The following is a 15,833-nucleotide window of genomic DNA, read 5'->3' as shown; positions in this document are numbered from 1 at the left end:
ACGTGGACCACGCTGGGTGAACCGACATCATCGGAGAGTCAGGAGGCTCTATGCGTCGCCCCATCGCCCGAGCAGTGACCACTGCCCTGGGCCTGATCTCGGCGGCGGCGGGCCCGTTCGCCGCCGCCGCTCCCGCGGCCGCCGACAGTGTCGTCGTCGGAGGGCAGTCCGCGAAGATCGCGGAAGCCCCGTGGGTCGTGGCGCTCTCCAGCCGTGACCGGTTCGGAGGTACGCGTGGGGGGCAGTTCTGCGGAGGCGTGGTCGTCGCGCCCACCCGGGTGCTCACCGCGGCCCACTGCCTCGGCAGGGATGTCCTGGGCGGCGAGCCCTCGGATCTCACCGACCTCAAGGTCATCGCGGGTCGCAGCGCCCTCAGTGGTCAGGGTGGACACGAGATCCGGATCTCCGGCACCTGGACCAGTCCGGAGTACAACCCCACGACCAACGCCAACGATCTGGCCGTACTGACACTGGCGACCGCGCTGCCGCAGTCCTATGTGATCGAGGCGGCCCGCCCGGGCGACCCGGCCGAGGCCCCAGGGGTGGAGGCGGACGTCTATGGATGGGGGGACACCACGGGCAACGGCACCTATGCCTCGACGCTGCGCTCGGCGCGTATCCAGGTGTTGCCCGACACGGCGTGCGAGCGGGCCTATCCGGGCGGCTTCGGAGCCGCGTACCGGGGCGACACGATGCTGTGCGCCGGTCACCCGCAGGGCGGCAGGGACGCCTGCCAGGGGGACAGTGGAGGGCCGCTGGTGGCCGCGGGGCGGCTCATCGGGCTGGTGTCCTGGGGCAGCGGTTGCGGTCAGGCCGAGAATCCGGGCGTCTACACCCGGGTCTCGGCGGTCCTGCCGGCGAACCTCTGAGCGGCACGCGCGCGGGGCCCGAGCCGGACCCGGGCCCCGCGCGCGAGGACGGGCGGCCACCCCCCTTGACTGCGGGGGTGGCCGCCCGTCGTCCGGTCAGCGACCGGCCCTTGGCTCGTCGTGGATGCGAGGTGTCAGCGGTCCTCGTCTACTGCCTTGGCCGGCACGTCGGTGAGCCGGTCCGTCTCATCCTGTATTTCCGCGGCGATCTTCTTGAGTTCCGGCTCGAACTTGCGCCCGTGGTGAGCGCAGAAGAGCAAGTCACCGCCGCTGGTCAGGACGACGCGCACGTACGCCTGGGCGCCGCAGCGGTCGCAGCGGTCAGCGGCCGTCAGGGGGCTCGCGGGGGTCAGAACAGTAGTCACGTCGCCTCTTCTCTAGCTCGACGAGCTGTCGTACCAGGGTCAACATCCAACCAGGCCGAAAACGTTCCCGCTCGTGGCTTTTCCTCGAAACTTCTTCCCGAGGTGGCTGTCTGCTGCCGGTTGGCGGCGAATGAGCCGTATTGCGTCGCTCTACGGATTTCGCATTGCTTGTCTCGGTTCGTCCTCCCGGCTGGGTTGCCGGTTGTTCATGAGGACGTGCCCGGAGCCTAAATGGTTCATGCCTGGAAGGGAACGTGATGTTCACGTCACCCCTTCGAGGGATCGAACACTCATGCGACTCTGCACTAGCATGAGAAATCAGGAGGGTGGCGTGACAACGGCTCTACCAGGCATCGGTACCCTCAGACCGGTGAACGACGCCGGGCCTTACCCCACCGGGCCAGTTTTCAAATTCAGCGAGGAGCGAACCGCGTGACCGCCGAAACGTCCGTGCCGTCCAGTGCGCTGCTGACCGCAGACCGTGACGGTTCCAACTACACCGCGCGGCACCTGCTCGTACTCGAAGGGCTCGAAGCGGTCCGCAAGCGCCCCGGCATGTACATCGGGTCCACCGACAGCCGCGGCCTGATGCACTGCATCTGGGAGATCATCGACAACTCGGTCGACGAGGCCCTCGGCGGCTACTGCGACCGCATCGACGTGATCCTTCACGACGACGGCTCCGTCGAGGTGCAGGACAACGGCCGGGGCATCCCGGTCGACGTCGAGCCCAAGACCGGGCTCTCCGGCGTCGAGGTCGTCATGACCAAGCTGCACGCCGGCGGAAAGTTCGGCGGCGGCTCGTACGCCGCCTCCGGCGGCCTGCACGGCGTGGGTGCCTCCGTGGTGAACGCGCTGTCGGCCCGGCTCGACGTCGAGGTCGACCGGAACAGCGCCACGCACTCGATCAGCTTCCGCCGCGGTGTGCCCGGCATCTTCACCGAGCAGGGCCCCGACAGCCCCTTCGACCCGGGCAACGGGCTGCTGAAGGGCAAGCGCGTCCCGAAGACCCGCACCGGCACCCGCGTGCGGTACTGGGCCGACCGCCAGATCTTCCTCAAGGACGCCAAGCTCTCCCTGGAGACGCTCCACCAGCGCGCCCGCCAGACCGCCTTCCTGGTTCCCGGCCTGACCATCGTGGTCCGCGACGAGCGGGACCTGGACGGTGTGGGCAAGAGCGAGGAGACCTTCCGCTTCGACGGCGGCATCAGCGAGTTCTGCGAGTTCCTCGCCCAGGACAAGGCCGTCTGCGACGTCCAGCGGCTGACGGGCACGGGCACCTTCAAGGAGACCGTGCCGGTCCTCGACGACCGCGGCCACATGACCCCCACCGAGGTCACCCGTGAGCTGGGCGTCGACGTCGCGCTGCGCTGGGGCACCGGCTACGACAGCACGGTCAAGTCCTTCGTCAACATCATCGCCACCCCCAAGGGCGGCACGCACGTCTCCGGCTTCGAGCAGGCCATCACCAAGACGGTCAACGAGGTCCTGCGCTCCGCCAAGATCCTGCGCGTCGCCGAGGACGACATCGTCAAGGACGACGCCCTGGAGGGCCTCACGGCGGTCGTGACGGTCCGGCTCGCCGAGCCGCAGTTCGAGGGCCAGACCAAGGAGGTGCTCGGCACCTCGGCGGCCCGCAGGATCGTCGCCAACGTGGTCGCCAAGGAGCTGAAGGCCTTCCTGACGTCCACCAAGCGTGACGCCAAGGCCCAGGCCCGGGCCGTCCTGGACAAGACCGTGGCGGCCGCCAGGACCCGTATCGCCGCCCGGCAGCACAAGGAGGCGCAGCGCCGTAAGACCGCGCTGGAGTCCTCCTCGCTGCCGGCCAAGCTCGCCGACTGCCGCAGCGACGACGTGGAGCGCAGCGAGCTCTTCATCGTCGAGGGAGACTCCGCGCTCGGCACCGCCAAGCTCGCCCGTAACAGCGAGTTCCAGGCCCTGCTGCCGATCCGCGGCAAGATCCTCAACGTCCAGAAGTCCTCCGTCTCGGACATGCTCAAGAACGCCGAGTGCGGAGCGATCATCCAGGTCATAGGAGCCGGCTCCGGCCGCACCTTCGACATCGACGCCGCACGGTACGGCAAGGTCATCATGATGACCGACGCCGATGTCGACGGCTCCCACATCCGCACGCTGCTGCTGACTCTCTTCCAGCGCTACATGCGGCCCATGGTCGAGCAGGGACGCGTCTTCGCCGCCGTACCCCCGCTGCACCGCATCGAGCTCGTCCAGCCCAAGAAGGGCCAGGACAAGTACGTCTACACGTACTCGGACAGCGAGCTGCGTCAGACCCTGCTCGAGTTCCAGCGCAAGGGCGTCCGCTACAAGGACGCCATCCAGCGCTACAAGGGTCTCGGCGAGATGGACGCCGACCAGTTGGCGGAGACGACGATGGACCCGCGGCACCGGACCCTGCGCCGGATCAACATCGGCGACCTGGAGTCGGCCGAGCACGTCTTCGATCTGCTCATGGGCAACGACGTGGCTCCCCGCAAGGAGTTCATCACCAGCTCCGCGGCGACGCTCGACCGCTCGCGGATCGACGCCTAGCCCGGCGCGTCCGACCGACCGTCCACCCAGGGGTGGAGCCGCCGAGTTCCACCCCTGAGACGATCACAGACGCATCTCCTCTCCGTAGCATCGAAGCGACGGAGGGGGACGGACATGGATCGCAGCAGGTCGACCGGGCGATGGCTCGTGTGGCCCGCGCCGGAGGCGCTGACCCGGGTCGGCGTGCCACGCGGCCGCCTCGTGATCGACGGCCTGCTGCTCACCGCGATCTGTTCATGGATCGTGGCGGGCGCGTACATCTCAGGGGTCTTCCCCGGCTGGTACGGGGTTCTGCCCCCGCTCGGTCTCGCCCTCTGCGTGGCGGCGGTCGTCGCCTATCACGCCACCACCGTCGCCCGTCAGCTCTCGCGGTCGCTCGGGCTGCTCGCCCTCGTGGCCGCGGTCGGGCTCGGCGCCCATGCCGCCGGAGCCCATGTCTCCGCGACGCTGATCTGGATCGTTGTGTCGGTCACGGCGATGGAGCGCCTCCCGCTGCTCGTCGCCCTGGGCACGGTGCTGGTCCTCGCCGGAGGCTTCGTCGACGCGGACGAGACCGGGTTCCTGGGAGCCGGAGTGACCACGGCCGCCGTGCTGCTCACCGGGTACTCCCTTCGCCTGGACGCGCAGGCCCGCAGCGCAGGGTTCCGGCTGCTGGCTCAGGAGCGGGCCGCTCGTGAGGCAGAGGCCGCTTCCGCGGCGCTGACCGAACGGGCCAGGATCGCCCGCGAGATCCATGACGTGTTGGCGCACAGCCTCTCCGCGCAGATGGTTCACCTGGAGGCCGCGCGGCTGCAGATCGAGTCCGGCGCACGGCGGGAGGACGTCCTCGAGCGGGTGGCCGCCGCCCGGTCCATGGCTCGCGAGGGGCTCGCCGAGACCCGGCACGCACTCTCCGCGCTCCGCGGCGACATGGTGCCCGTCGAGGACTATCTGCGGGAGCTGGCCCGCGGGGACCGGGCCGAGGTCGAGGTCGTCGGTGAGCGCAGGCCCCTTCCGGCGGAGGCCTCACAGGCGGTACGGAGAGTGGCCCAGGAAGCCCTCACGAACGTACGCAAACACGCGCCGGGGGCCAGGACGCGGCTCCGGCTCGCCTACGAGACGGGGGAGATCGCCCTGGAGATACGGGACTCGGGTGCGGCCGGGGACACCGAGGCCGCGGGGCTGAGCGGTTCAGGTTCCGGTTACGGCCTCATCGGCATGAGGGAGCGCGCCGAACTCCTGGGCGGCACGCTGGAGGCCGGCCCCGAGGACGAAGGGTTTGCGGTGCGACTGAGGGTGCCGGCATGAGCGGTCGGAACGCGCAGCACGACCACGGCCGGGTCGCGCGCGTGATCGTGGCCGACGATCAGTCCATGGTGCGCGAGGGGATCGTGCTCGTCCTCGGACTGCTGCCCGGCATCGAGGTCGTAGGAGCAGCCAGGGACGGCGAGGAAGCCATCGCGCTGACCGCGGAACTCGCCCCCGATGTGGTGCTCATGGACCTCCGGATGCCGCGGTGCGACGGGGTGGAGGCGACCCGGCGCATCCGCTCCGAGCACCCGGACACCGAAGTCGTCGTACTGACCACCTACGCCGACGACGACTCGCTCTTTCTGGCACTCCGCGCCGGTGCCCGCGGCTACCTCACCAAGGACGCGGGCGGGGAGGAGATCGTACGGGCCGTCCACGACGTGCTCGACGGACGGGCCGGGCTCGCCCCCGCCGTCCAACGGAGGCTCCTGGAACAGCTGATGGCCCAGCCTCAGCGGTACGCACCGGCCTGTGGCCGACCGTCCGAGGCGGCGCAGGACGGATGGCGAGGTCCGCGGCACGGCGAGTCGCAGCCCGACGGACTCACCGAGCGCGAGACCGAAGTGCTCCGCCTGGTCGCGGACGGGCTCTCCAACCAGGAGATCGCCCGCCGGCTCGGCATCTCCACGGCGACCGTCAAGACGCACATCAACAACCTCTTCGCCAAGATCGGGGTGCGTGACCGGGTGCAGGCCGTCCGGTACGCATATCAGCACGGGCTCGTGGCACCACCTGGCGAAACCGTCACCTGATGGGGTGAAGAGCGAGAGGAGAAGAGTCCTGGATCTTCCCGCTCTGTCCATCCTTGGGCACGCGGCCGAAACGGTTCGCTGACAAGGAGAGTTCACCGGTGGAGAAGCACGAAGGGCCGGGCCTCCCGGCAGTGCGGATCGACGACCCCTGGTATGACGCACTGGCCGCCGGTTGGGGTGAGGCGGCCGAGACCGAGACGCCGACCGGCGCCTCGGCGTACAGCGCGCCGATGCCGGGAGCCGTTCCGCGACAGCAGCCGGCCCACAGCGCCGCCGACATCTATCTGGCGGTCCAGCGCAGTCCTGCCTTCCAGGAAGTACGCGGCCGCTACCGGCGGTTCGTGATCCCCGCAGCCCTCGGCTTCCTCCTCTGGTACCTCGCCTATGTCGTGGCCGCGACCGTGGCACCCGGACTGATGGCCCGGCCGGTCGCCGGCGCGGTGAATGTGGCGATGGTCGCCGGACTCGGCCAGTTCCTCACCACCTTCCTGCTGACCTGGGCCTATGCCCGGCATGCCCGGCTGCGCCGGGACCGGGCGGCGCTGGAACTGCGCTGGACCGTGTACGACGAAACGCGCGCCCAGGAGATGACGCGAGGGGGCGGACGGTGACCGACGACCATCAGACGCTCGCACTGCTGCTGTTCAGCGCGTTCATCGCGGTGACGCTGGGGATCACCACCTGGGTGAGCCGCAACCGCCATGGCTCCGCGGAGGAGTTCTACGCCGGCGGACGACTGTTCTCGCCCATGGAGAACGGTTTCGCCATCGCCGGCGACTACATGTCCGCCGCCTCCTTCCTCGGCATCTCGGGCCTCATCGCGCTCTTCGGCTACGACGGGATGCTGTACTCCGTCGGCTTCCTCGTCGCCTGGCTGGTCGTGCTCCTCCTGGTCGCCGAACTGGTTCGCAACTGCGGTCGGTTCACGCTCGCCGACGTCGTCGCCGCCCGGATGGCGGAACGCCCCGTCCGGATCGCCGCCGGAACGTCCTCCGTCACCGTCTCCGTGCTCTATCTGGTGGCCCAGATGGTGGGAGCCGGCAGCCTGGTCGCCCTCCTCCTCGGTGGTACGAGCGAGGCGGCCCGGTCCTGGACCGTGATCGGCGTCGGCGCCCTGATGGTGACCTATGTGTCGTTGGGCGGGATGCGCGCGACCACCTGGATCCAGATCGTCAAGGCGGTGCTCCTCATGGCCGGCACGATCGCCCTCACCGTGCTCGTCCTGCTCCGCTTCCAGGGTGACTTCAACCAGCTGCTCACCGCCGCCGCGGAGCGCAGCGGGCACGGACGGGACTTCCTCGCACCGGGGCTGCGCTACGGCGGAGAGTGGACCGCGCGGCTCGACTTCATCAGCCTCGGCATCGCGCTCGTCCTCGGTACCGCGGGCCTGCCGCACATCCTGTCCCGCTTCTACACCGTGCCCACCGCACGGGCCGCCCGCCGCTCGGTCGTCTGGGCCATCGGGCTCATCGGCGGCTTCTATCTGATGACGATCGTCCTCGGCTTCGGCGCGGCCGCGATCATCGGACCCGACGCCGTCCGCGCCTCCAACGCCGCCGGGAACACCGCCGTACCGCTCCTCGCCCTCGACCTCGGCGGCGGTGCGGGGTCGACCGGTGGCACCGTGCTCTTCGCGATCGTCGCAGCCATCGCCTTCGCCACCATCCTGGCCGTTGTCGCCGGGATCACGCTCGCCTCCTCCGCGTCCGTGGCCCATGATCTGTACGCCTCGCTGCGCCGCCGCAACGCGCACGCGAAGCAGTACAGCGAGGTGACCGTGGCACGCCTGGCCGCCGCGGGCATCGGGGTGGCCGCGATCGGTCTTGGCCTGCTCGCCCGCGACCTCAACGTGGCGTTCCTGGTCGGACTCGCCTTCGCGGTCGCCGCCTCCGCCAACCTCCCCGTGCTGCTCTACTCGCTCTTCTGGCGGAAGTTCACCACGCGGGGCGCCGTGTGGTCGGTGTACGGAGGGCTGATCCCGGCCGTCCTGCTGGTCGTGCTCTCGCCGGTCGTCTCCGGCAGCCCCGACGCGCTCTTCCCGGGCGTCGACTTCCATCTGTTCCCGCTGCAGAACCCGGGGGTGGTCTCCATCCCGCTCGGCTTCCTGGCGGGCTGGATCGGCGCGGTCACCTCCTCCGAACCGCCCGACGCGGCCAAGCACGCGGAGACCGAGGTCAGGGCGCTGACCGGTGCGGGCGCCGTGTGAGCCCCGGGAGGCAGCTCAGCGGGCGGCCGGGACCCAGACGTAGCGGTGCTCGGGCCGGCCCGTCTCGCCGTACCTCAGCGAGAGGCGTACGCGCCCTGTGCGTTCGAGCAGCTTGAGATAGCGCTGGGCGGTCTGCCTGCTCACCCCGGCGCGCTCGGCGATCTCCTGCGCGGACAGGGCTCCGTCGGCGGCGAGCAGCACCTGCCGTACGAGCTCGGCGGTGGTGGGGGAGTGACCCTTCGGCAGTGCGGGCTCGGCCGCACCCGCCGACAGGGCGCCGAAGAACCGGTCCACCTCCGCCTGCTCGGCCTCGCCGCCCCCGTCGAGGGTGTGGCGCAGGGCGGCGTACGCCTCCAGCTTGGCGCGCAGCCCGGCGAACGTGAACGGCTTGACCAGGTACTGGAGCGCGCCGTGGCGCATCGCCGCCTGGACCGTCGCCACGTCGCGCGCGGCGGTGACCATGATCACGTCGGTCTGATGGCCCTGCCGGCGCAGCTCCCGTACGACCGCGAGGCCGTTCTCGTCCGGCAGGTAGTGGTCGAGCAGGATGAGGTCGACCGGGACCTCACCGAGGCGGGTGATCGCCTCCGCGGTCGAGTGGGCGGTGGCGACGACGCGGAACCCGGGCATCTTCGTCACATAGGCCGCGTTGATCTGAGCGACGCGTACGTCGTCGTCCACGACCAGCACGTCGATCATCGCGGCTCCTCGCCCGCCCGGGCCATGGCGGGCTCCGGCGCCGATCCGGGTTCCGGCTCGCTGAGTGCCTCCGGGAGTACGACGGTGAACTCGGCGCCCCCGTCCGGTCCGTCGGCGACCCGCGCGCTGCCGCCCCGGCGCTCGGCGAGCCGGCGGACCAGAGCCAGGCCCAGACCCCGCTTGCCGTGCGACGGCAGCTCCTTCGTGGTCCAGCCCTCGGTGAAGATCAGTTCGCGGCGGTCGTCCGGGACGCCCGGGCCGCTGTCGGTGACACGCAGGACGGCCGTGCGTCCCTCGGCCCGCAGCGCGATCTCGACGCGCGGTTCGGCGGTGCCCGCGGCGGCGTCCAGGGCGTTGTCGACGAGGTTGCCGACGACGGTGACCAGCTCGCGCGGGTCCACCAGACGGTCGGGGAGCAGCGAGTCGGACGAGATCCGCAACGACACGCCCCGCTCCGCGGCGACCGTGGCCTTGCCGACCAGGAGCGCGGCGAGCAGCGGATCGTGAACCTTCTCCGTGACCTGCTCGGCCGTGGCTCGATGGACGCCGACGACCTCGGTGACGAACTCGACCGCCTCCTCGTGCATCTCCAGCTCGAGGAGGCCCAGCAGGGTGTGCAGCCGGTTGGCGTGCTCGTGGTCCTGGGCGCGCAGGGCGTCGATCAGGCCGCGGGTGGAGTCCAGCTCGCGCCCGAGCCTCTCCAGCTCGGTGCGGTCGCGCAGGGTCGCCACGGCGCCGCCGTCGTCCGTCGGCATCCGGTTGGCGATGAGGACGCGGTGGCCGCGGACGGTCACAAGATCCTCGCCCGTGACCCGCCCGGCCAGCACATCGGCCGTGCGGCCGGGACCGAGGGCATCCTCCAGCGGCCGGCCGGTGGCCTCCGGGCCGATCCCGAGGAGGCGCTGGGCCTCGTCGTTCATCAGGCGCACGCGGCCCGTGCGGTCGAGGGCGACGACGCCCTCGCGGATGCCGTGGAGCATGGCCTCGCGCTCCGCGAGCAGCGCGGAGATGTCGGAGAACGCCAGGTCGTGGGTCCGCCGCTGGAGCCTGCGGGAGATCAGATACGCGGCGAGGGCACCGGCCGCCAGGGCGCCGCCCGCGTACGCGAGGAGTCCCGGGATCGCGCCGAGCAGGCGGTCCTGCACGCTGTCGTACTCGATACCGACGGACACCGCGCCGACGATCGTCCCGTCGGGGCCGTGCAAGGGGGCCTTGCCGCGCGCGGAGCGGCCAAGGGTGCCGCTGTCGATCTCCATGACCTCGCGCCCGGCGAGCGCCTCACTGGGGTCCGTGGAGACGCGCCTGCCGATCTGCGCGGGGTCGGTGTGGGACCAGCGCACGCCGCGGGTGTCCATGACGACGACGTATTCGGCGCCGGTGGACTGCCGGATCCGCTCGGCCTCCGCCTGTACGGGGCCCTGGGCGGAGGGCGCGGAGCCCGTCAGCGCGGTGGCGACCTGAGGGGAGGCGGTCGTCTCGGCGATGGCGAGGGCGCGGCGCATGGCCTGGTCGTCGAGCTGGGCGCTGAGGGGGGCGAGGAAGAGGCCGGTGGCCAGGACCGTGACCCCGGTCGCGATGGCCAGCTGCATGAGGAGGACCTGCGAGAAGACCCGCTGCGGCCAGCCGAACCGCCTGCGTCGCGCGGGGGGCGGCGGCGGGGTGGTCGGTGCGGGGCTCATGGCAGGAACGGTACGGGGAGGGTGGCCGGGACCGGAAATGTGCGGGGCCCTGGGCGGGCGGCGGTGGGCGGAGGCGGGTGGTGCGGCCGCGGGCCCGGGGTGATGCGGCCGGGCTGGGGTTCCCGCCCGCACCACCTGTGCAGCCATGGAGAGCAGAGGTGCGGGTCGCCCTGTGGGCGGTGGCGCGCCGTCGGCGCGTACGGCGGCTTCGCGGCGCGCGGGCCGGCCGGTGGGGCGGTGGCGCGTCCGTCGCCGGGTGCGGGCTTCCTGGGGGGCGTGCCTATTCTGGGGGCTTTGGTGTGTGTCGAGTCGTCGGAGGGGTTTCCTTGAGCAAGCAGCAGATCCCTGTCGTCGTCCTCTCCGGGTTTCTCGGATCGGGGAAGACGACGCTGCTCAACCATCTGCTGCGCAGCGCCCGAGGCACCCGGATCGGGGTCATGGTCAACGACTTCGGTGACATCGGGATCGACGCCATGACCGTCGCCGGGCAGGTCGGGTCCACCGTCTCGCTCGGCAACGGATGCCTGTGCTGCGCCGTCGACGTCAGTGAGCTGGACGAGTACCTGGAGGTGCTCACCAGGCCCGAGCTGCGCCTCGATGTGATCGTGATCGAGGCGAGCGGGCTCGCGGAGCCCCAGGAGCTCGTGCGGATGGTGCTCGCCAGCGAGAACGAGCGGATCGTGTACGGCGGGCTCGTGCAGGTCGTCGACGCCGCCGAGTTCTCCGCCACGCGTGCGCGGCACCCCGAGACGGACCGGCATCTCGCCCTCGCCGACCTCGTCGTGGTCAACAAGGCCGACCGGGTGGGGGAGCGGGAGCTTGACGCCGTCCACGCCGCCGTCAGCGGGCTCGCCGCACCCGCCGCGGTGGTCCGTGCCGCGCACGGACGTGTCGACCCCGAGCTTCTCTTCGACCGGGTGGTGCCCGACGGGGAGATCGAAGGGCAGATGTCCATCGAGGACCTGCTCTACGGGGATCCCGAAGACGCCCACGACCATCCGCACGCCGTCTACGAGACCCTCTCCCTGGCCTCGGAGACCGCACTGCACCCGCGCAGGCTCATGGAGTTCCTGGACTCCCGCCCGGAGGGTCTCTACCGCATCAAGGGATTTGTCGACTTCGGCGCCGCCGATCCCGACAACCGCTACTCCGTGCACGCCGTCGGCAGGTTCCTGCGCTTCTACCCCGAGCCCTGGACGGCCGGCCAGGAACGGCTCACCCAGCTCGTCGTCATCGGCTCGGGCGTCGACGGCGAGGCCCTGCGCAAGGAGCTCGACGGCTGCCGCGTGAACGGCCCGCAGGACGCCCCCGACGAGCACAGCATGTGGGGCGTCCTGCGGTACGTACAGCAGCCGGACGAGACGGCTGCTCCGGAGCTCTAGCTCGCCGGGCCCGCCAGGACCGCGACCGGCTTCGGCAGCGGGGTGCCCGAGCCGTCACGGCGTGGGTCGATCTCGGGGAGATCCACCGGGGCACCGGTCTTCTGAGCGGCGAACGCCGGGGTCGCGCCCGCCCAGGCGAGGATGAGCACGTCCTCGCCCTTCAGGAAGCGCTGGCAGCGCACGCCGCCCGTCGCGCGGCCCTTGCGGGGGTACTGGTCGAACGGCGTCAGCTTCGCCGACGTACCGGCCGAGTCGTCCAGCGTGCCCGTGGAACCCGCGACCGTGAACACCACCCCGTCCGCCGCCGGGTCCACCGCCGTGAACGAGATCACCTCGGCGCCCGCGGTCAGCTTGATGCCCGCCATGCCGCCCGCGGGGCGACCCTGGGGCCGCACCTGCGACGCCTGGTAGCGCAGGAGCTGGGCGTCGGACGTGATGAAGACCAGGTCCTCCTCGCCCGTGCGCAGCTCGGTCGCGCCGACGATCCGGTCACCGTCCTTGAGGGTGATGACCTCCAACTCGTCCTTGTTCGTCGGATAGTCCGGCACCACGCGCTTCACGACGCCCTGCAGGGTGCCGAGCGCAAGGCCCGGCGAGGACTCGTCGAGCGTGGTCAGACAGACCACCGTCTCGTCGTCCTCCAGCGTGAGGAACTCCGCCAGCGGCGCCCCGCCCGCCAGGTTCGGCGCGGCGGCCGTGTTCGGCAGCTGCGGCAGGTCGATCACCGCGATCCGCAGCAGCCGTCCGGCGGAGGTCACCGCGCCGACGTCGCCGCGCTGCGTCGCCGGAACCACGGAGACGATCACGTCGTGCTTGGCACGCTTGCCCTCCGCGGCGGCCGGGATCTCCTCCGTCGCCGTACGGGCCAGGAGGCCCGTCGAGGACAGCAGGACCCGGCAGGGGTCGTCCGCGACCTCGAGGGAAGCGGCGGCGACCGGCGCGCCCGCCGACTCCAGCAGGACCGTACGCCGGTCGGTGCCGAACTTCTTCGCCACCGCGGCCAGTTCGGCCGAGACCAGCTTGCGCAGCTCGTTGTCGGAATCCAGGATTCCGGTCAGCTCGTCGATCTCGCCGTTGAGCCGGTCGCGCTCGGTCTCCAGCTCGATCCGGTCGAACTTGGTGAGCCGGCGCAGGGGGGTGTCCAGGATGTACTGCGTCTGGACCTCGCTCAGCGAGAAGCGCTCGATCAGGCGCTCCTTGGCCTGCGCCGAGTTCTCGCTGGAGCGGATGAGGCGGATGACCTCGTCGATGTCGAGCAGCGCGACGAGCAGACCCTCGACCAGGTGCAGCCGGTCGCGCTTCTTGCTGCGGCGGAACTCGGAGCGGCGGCGCACCACGTCGAAGCGGTGGTCGAGATAGACCTCGAGGAGCTCCTTGAGGCCAAGCGTGAGCGGCTGGCCGTCGACCAGCGCCACGTTGTTGATGCCGAAGGACTCCTCCATCGGCGTCAGCTTGTAGAGCTGCTCCAGGACCGCCTCCGGCACGAAGCCGTTCTTGACCTCGATGACCAGGCGCAGACCGTGGGCACGGTCCGTGAGGTCCTTGACGTCAGCGATGCCCTGCAGCTTCTTGGAGCCGACCAGATCCTTGATCTTGGAGATGACCTTCTCCGGGCCGACCGTGAAGGGCAGCTCGGTGACGACGATGCCCTTGCGGCGGGCCGTCACGGTCTCCACCGTCGTCGTGGCGCGGATCTTGAACGTGCCTCGGCCGTTCTCGTACGCGTCCTTGATGCCGGACAGGCCGACGATCCGGCCGCCCGTGGGGAGGTCGGGGCCGGGCACGAAGCGCATCAGCGCCTCGAGGTCCGCGTTCGGGTGCCGGATCAGGTGCCGGGCGGCCGCGATGACCTCGCCCAGGTTGTGCGGCGGCATGTTCGTCGCCATGCCGACGGCGATTCCGGACGCGCCGTTGACCAGCAGGTTCGGGTAGGCCGCGGGGAGCGCGACGGGCTCCCGCTCCTGGCCGTCGTAGTTCGGCGAGAAGTCGACGGTGTCCTCGTCGATCGACTCGGTCATCATCAGCGCCGCGGCGGCCATCTTCGACTCGGTGTACCGCATGGCGGCCGGCGGGTCGTCGTTGCCCAGGGAGCCGAAGTTGCCGTGGCCGTCGACGAGGGGGAGCCGCATGGAGAAGGGCTGCGCCATGCGGACCATCGCGTCGTAGATCGACGCGTCGCCGTGGGGGTGCAGCTTGCCCATGACCTCGCCGACGACGCGCGCGCACTTCACATAGCCGCGGTCGGGGCGCAGGCCCATCTCGTTCATCTGGTAGACGATGCGGCGCTGCACCGGCTTCATGCCGTCCCGGGCGTCGGGCAGCGCGCGGGAGTAGATCACCGAGTACGCGTACTCGAGGAAGGAGCCCTGCATCTCGTCGACGACGTCGATGTCGAGGATCCTCTCCTCGAACGCGTCTTCCGGCGGCGGTGTCTTCGTGCTGCGGCGGGCCATCGCGGCTGCGGCTCCTTCACCAACAAGGTTGATCTGACGCGGACCATTGTGGACCGTCCCACCGACAACGCCGACCGCGACCCGGGTACGGCCCGCCGTCAGCCGTCCGCGACGCCCCTGCGACCCGGAAGAGGGACGCCTCGAACCTGCGGGAACTTCGCCAGGTGTCAGTGCGCTTGCATAGGGTGGCAGGACTTTTCCATATCGCGATCGAAGGGACGTACATGCCCATGGGTCACACGGCCACGGCAGAGGCCGGCTCCGGCGGCCTGACAGCGACCGAGCACCGGCTGGCCAACGGCCTGCGGGTGGTGCTCTCCGAGGACCACCTGACCCCGGTCGCCGCGGTCTGCCTCTGGTACGACGTCGGCTCGCGCCACGAGGTCGCGGGCCGTACCGGCCTCGCCCACCTCTTCGAGCACCTGATGTTCCAGGGCTCGAAGCAGGTCCACGGCAACGGCCACTTCGAGCTGGTGCAGGGCGCGGGCGGCTCGCTCAACGGCACGACGAGCTTCGAGCGCACCAACTACTTCGAGACCATGCCCACCCACCAGCTGGAGCTGGCGCTCTGGCTGGAGGCGGACCGCATGGGCTCGCTGCTCGCGGCCCTGGACGACGAGTCCATGGAGAACCAGCGGGACGTCGTCAAGAACGAGCGCCGCCAGCGGTACGACAACGTGCCCTACGGCACGGCCTTCGAGAAGCTCACCGCCCTCGCGTACCCCGAGGGCCACCCGTACCACCACACGCCGATCGGCTCCATGGCCGACCTGGACGCGGCCACCCTCGAGGACGCGCGGTCCTTCTTCCGCACGTACTACGCGCCGAACAACGCGGTGCTCTCGGTCGTCGGCGACATCGACCCCGCGCAGACCCTGGCCTGGATCGAGAAGTACTTCGGCTCGATCCCGTCCCACGACGGCAAGCTGCCGCCGCGCGACGGCACCCTGCCGGACACCATCGGCGAGCAGCTGCGCGAGGTCGTCGAGGAGGAGGTCCCGGCCCGCGCGCTGATGGCCGCCTACCGGCTCCCGCACGACGGCACGCGCGAGTGCGACGCCGCCGACCTGGCCCTGACCGTCCTCGGTGGCGGCGAGTCCTCGCGGCTCCACAACCGCCTGGTCCGCCGCGACCGCACGGCGGTGGCGGCCGGCTTCGGCCTGCTCCGGCTGGCCGGCGCGCCGTCGCTGGGCTGGCTGGACGTCAAGACGTCCGGCGGTGTCGAGGTGCCCGAGATCGAGACCGCCGTCGACGAGGAGCTGGCCCGGTTCGCCGCCGAGGGCCCGACGCCCGAGGAGATGGAGCGCGCCCAGGCCCAGTTGGAGCGCGAGTGGCTGGACCGGCTCGGCACGGTCGCGGGCCGGGCCGACGAACTGTGCCGCTTCGCGGTCCTGTTCGGCGACCCGCAGCTCGCCCTCACCGCCGTGCACCGGGTCCTGGACGTCACCGCGGAGGAGGTGCAGGCGGTTGCCAAGGCCCGGCTGCGCCCGGACAACCGCGCGGTGCTCGTCTACGAGCCGACCGGTACCGAACAGAGCGACAGCGACGAGGAAGAGGGAGCGGACCAGTGACCGACGCTGCCGCGTCT

General features: G+C 70.9%; 12 protein-coding genes. 8 read left to right on the top strand and 4 right to left on the bottom strand.

Annotated features, from left to right (window positions below):
• Positions 1–50: 50 nt before the first annotated feature.
• Positions 51–869 (top strand): serine protease, encoded by an 819-nt coding sequence (locus ACZ561_RS25595; protein WP_470999186.1) that lies wholly within the window; start codon positions 51–53, stop codon positions 867–869.
• Between the two features lie 134 nt (positions 870–1,003).
• On the opposite strand, the gene ACZ561_RS25590 is transcribed toward ACZ561_RS25595, so the two are convergent.
• Positions 1,004–1,234, bottom strand: a complete 231-nt coding sequence (locus tag ACZ561_RS25590) for a DUF7455 domain-containing protein (RefSeq protein WP_329115038.1) — start codon at positions 1,232–1,234, stop codon at positions 1,004–1,006.
• Between the two features lie 432 nt (positions 1,235–1,666).
• Between ACZ561_RS25590 and ACZ561_RS25585 the strand changes: the two genes are divergently transcribed.
• The 5 genes from ACZ561_RS25585 to ACZ561_RS25565 all read left to right on the top strand — a co-directional run bounded on the left by ACZ561_RS25585 (position 1,667) and on the right by ACZ561_RS25565 (position 8,032).
• On the top strand, positions 1,667–3,784 hold the full coding sequence (locus ACZ561_RS25585) for a DNA gyrase/topoisomerase IV subunit B (protein ID WP_470999184.1): 2,118 nt from the start codon (positions 1,667–1,669) through the stop codon (positions 3,782–3,784).
• Between the two features lie 114 nt (positions 3,785–3,898).
• A complete protein-coding gene (locus ACZ561_RS25580) occupies positions 3,899–5,071 on the top strand; it encodes a sensor histidine kinase (RefSeq protein ID WP_470999182.1) in 1,173 nt (390 codons plus the stop codon).
• Complete coding sequence (locus tag ACZ561_RS25575; protein WP_470999180.1) at positions 5,068–5,826, top strand: response regulator; 759 nt, start codon at positions 5,068–5,070, stop codon at positions 5,824–5,826. The genes ACZ561_RS25580 and ACZ561_RS25575 overlap by 4 nt, the downstream gene beginning before the upstream one ends.
• Before the next feature lie 98 nt (positions 5,827–5,924).
• Positions 5,925–6,437 (top strand): DUF485 domain-containing protein, encoded by a 513-nt coding sequence (locus ACZ561_RS25570; protein WP_470999178.1) that lies wholly within the window; start codon positions 5,925–5,927, stop codon positions 6,435–6,437.
• Positions 6,434–8,032 (top strand): solute symporter family protein, encoded by a 1,599-nt coding sequence (locus ACZ561_RS25565; RefSeq protein ID WP_470999176.1) that lies wholly within the window; start codon positions 6,434–6,436, stop codon positions 8,030–8,032. Before ACZ561_RS25570 ends, ACZ561_RS25565 begins: the two co-directional genes overlap by 4 nt.
• 15 nt (positions 8,033–8,047) lie before the next feature.
• Here ACZ561_RS25565 and ACZ561_RS25560 read toward each other — a convergent pair whose 3' ends face one another.
• Positions 8,048–8,731: a response regulator gene (locus ACZ561_RS25560; protein WP_470999174.1), complete on the bottom strand. Its 684-nt coding sequence runs from the start codon at positions 8,729–8,731 to the stop codon at positions 8,048–8,050.
• Positions 8,728–10,410 (bottom strand): ATP-binding protein, encoded by a 1,683-nt coding sequence (locus tag ACZ561_RS25555; RefSeq protein ID WP_470999172.1) that lies wholly within the window; start codon positions 10,408–10,410, stop codon positions 8,728–8,730. The genes ACZ561_RS25560 and ACZ561_RS25555 overlap by 4 nt, the downstream gene beginning before the upstream one ends.
• A 326-nt stretch (positions 10,411–10,736) precedes the next feature.
• On the opposite strand from ACZ561_RS25555, the gene ACZ561_RS25550 reads away from it, so the two are divergent.
• On the top strand, positions 10,737–11,792 hold the full coding sequence (locus ACZ561_RS25550) for a CobW family GTP-binding protein (RefSeq protein WP_470999170.1): 1,056 nt from the start codon (positions 10,737–10,739) through the stop codon (positions 11,790–11,792).
• On the opposite strand, the gene ACZ561_RS25545 is transcribed toward ACZ561_RS25550, so the two are convergent.
• A complete protein-coding gene (locus ACZ561_RS25545) occupies positions 11,789–14,245 on the bottom strand; it encodes a DNA gyrase/topoisomerase IV subunit A (protein ID WP_470999168.1) in 2,457 nt (818 codons plus the stop codon). The two genes, ACZ561_RS25550 and ACZ561_RS25545, sit on opposite strands and share 4 nt — an antisense overlap.
• A 224-nt stretch (positions 14,246–14,469) precedes the next feature.
• Between ACZ561_RS25545 and ACZ561_RS25540 the strand changes: the two genes are divergently transcribed.
• Positions 14,470–15,816, top strand: coding sequence for a M16 family metallopeptidase (locus tag ACZ561_RS25540; protein ID WP_470999166.1), 1,347 nt, complete (start codon positions 14,470–14,472; stop codon positions 15,814–15,816).
• Positions 15,817–15,833: the final 17 nt, after the last annotated feature.

Source organism: Streptomyces sp. NPDC039609 (genome assembly GCF_055596705.1).
The sequence above is the reverse complement of the archived record's forward strand: the minus strand, read 5'-3'. Positions and strand labels throughout refer to the sequence as shown.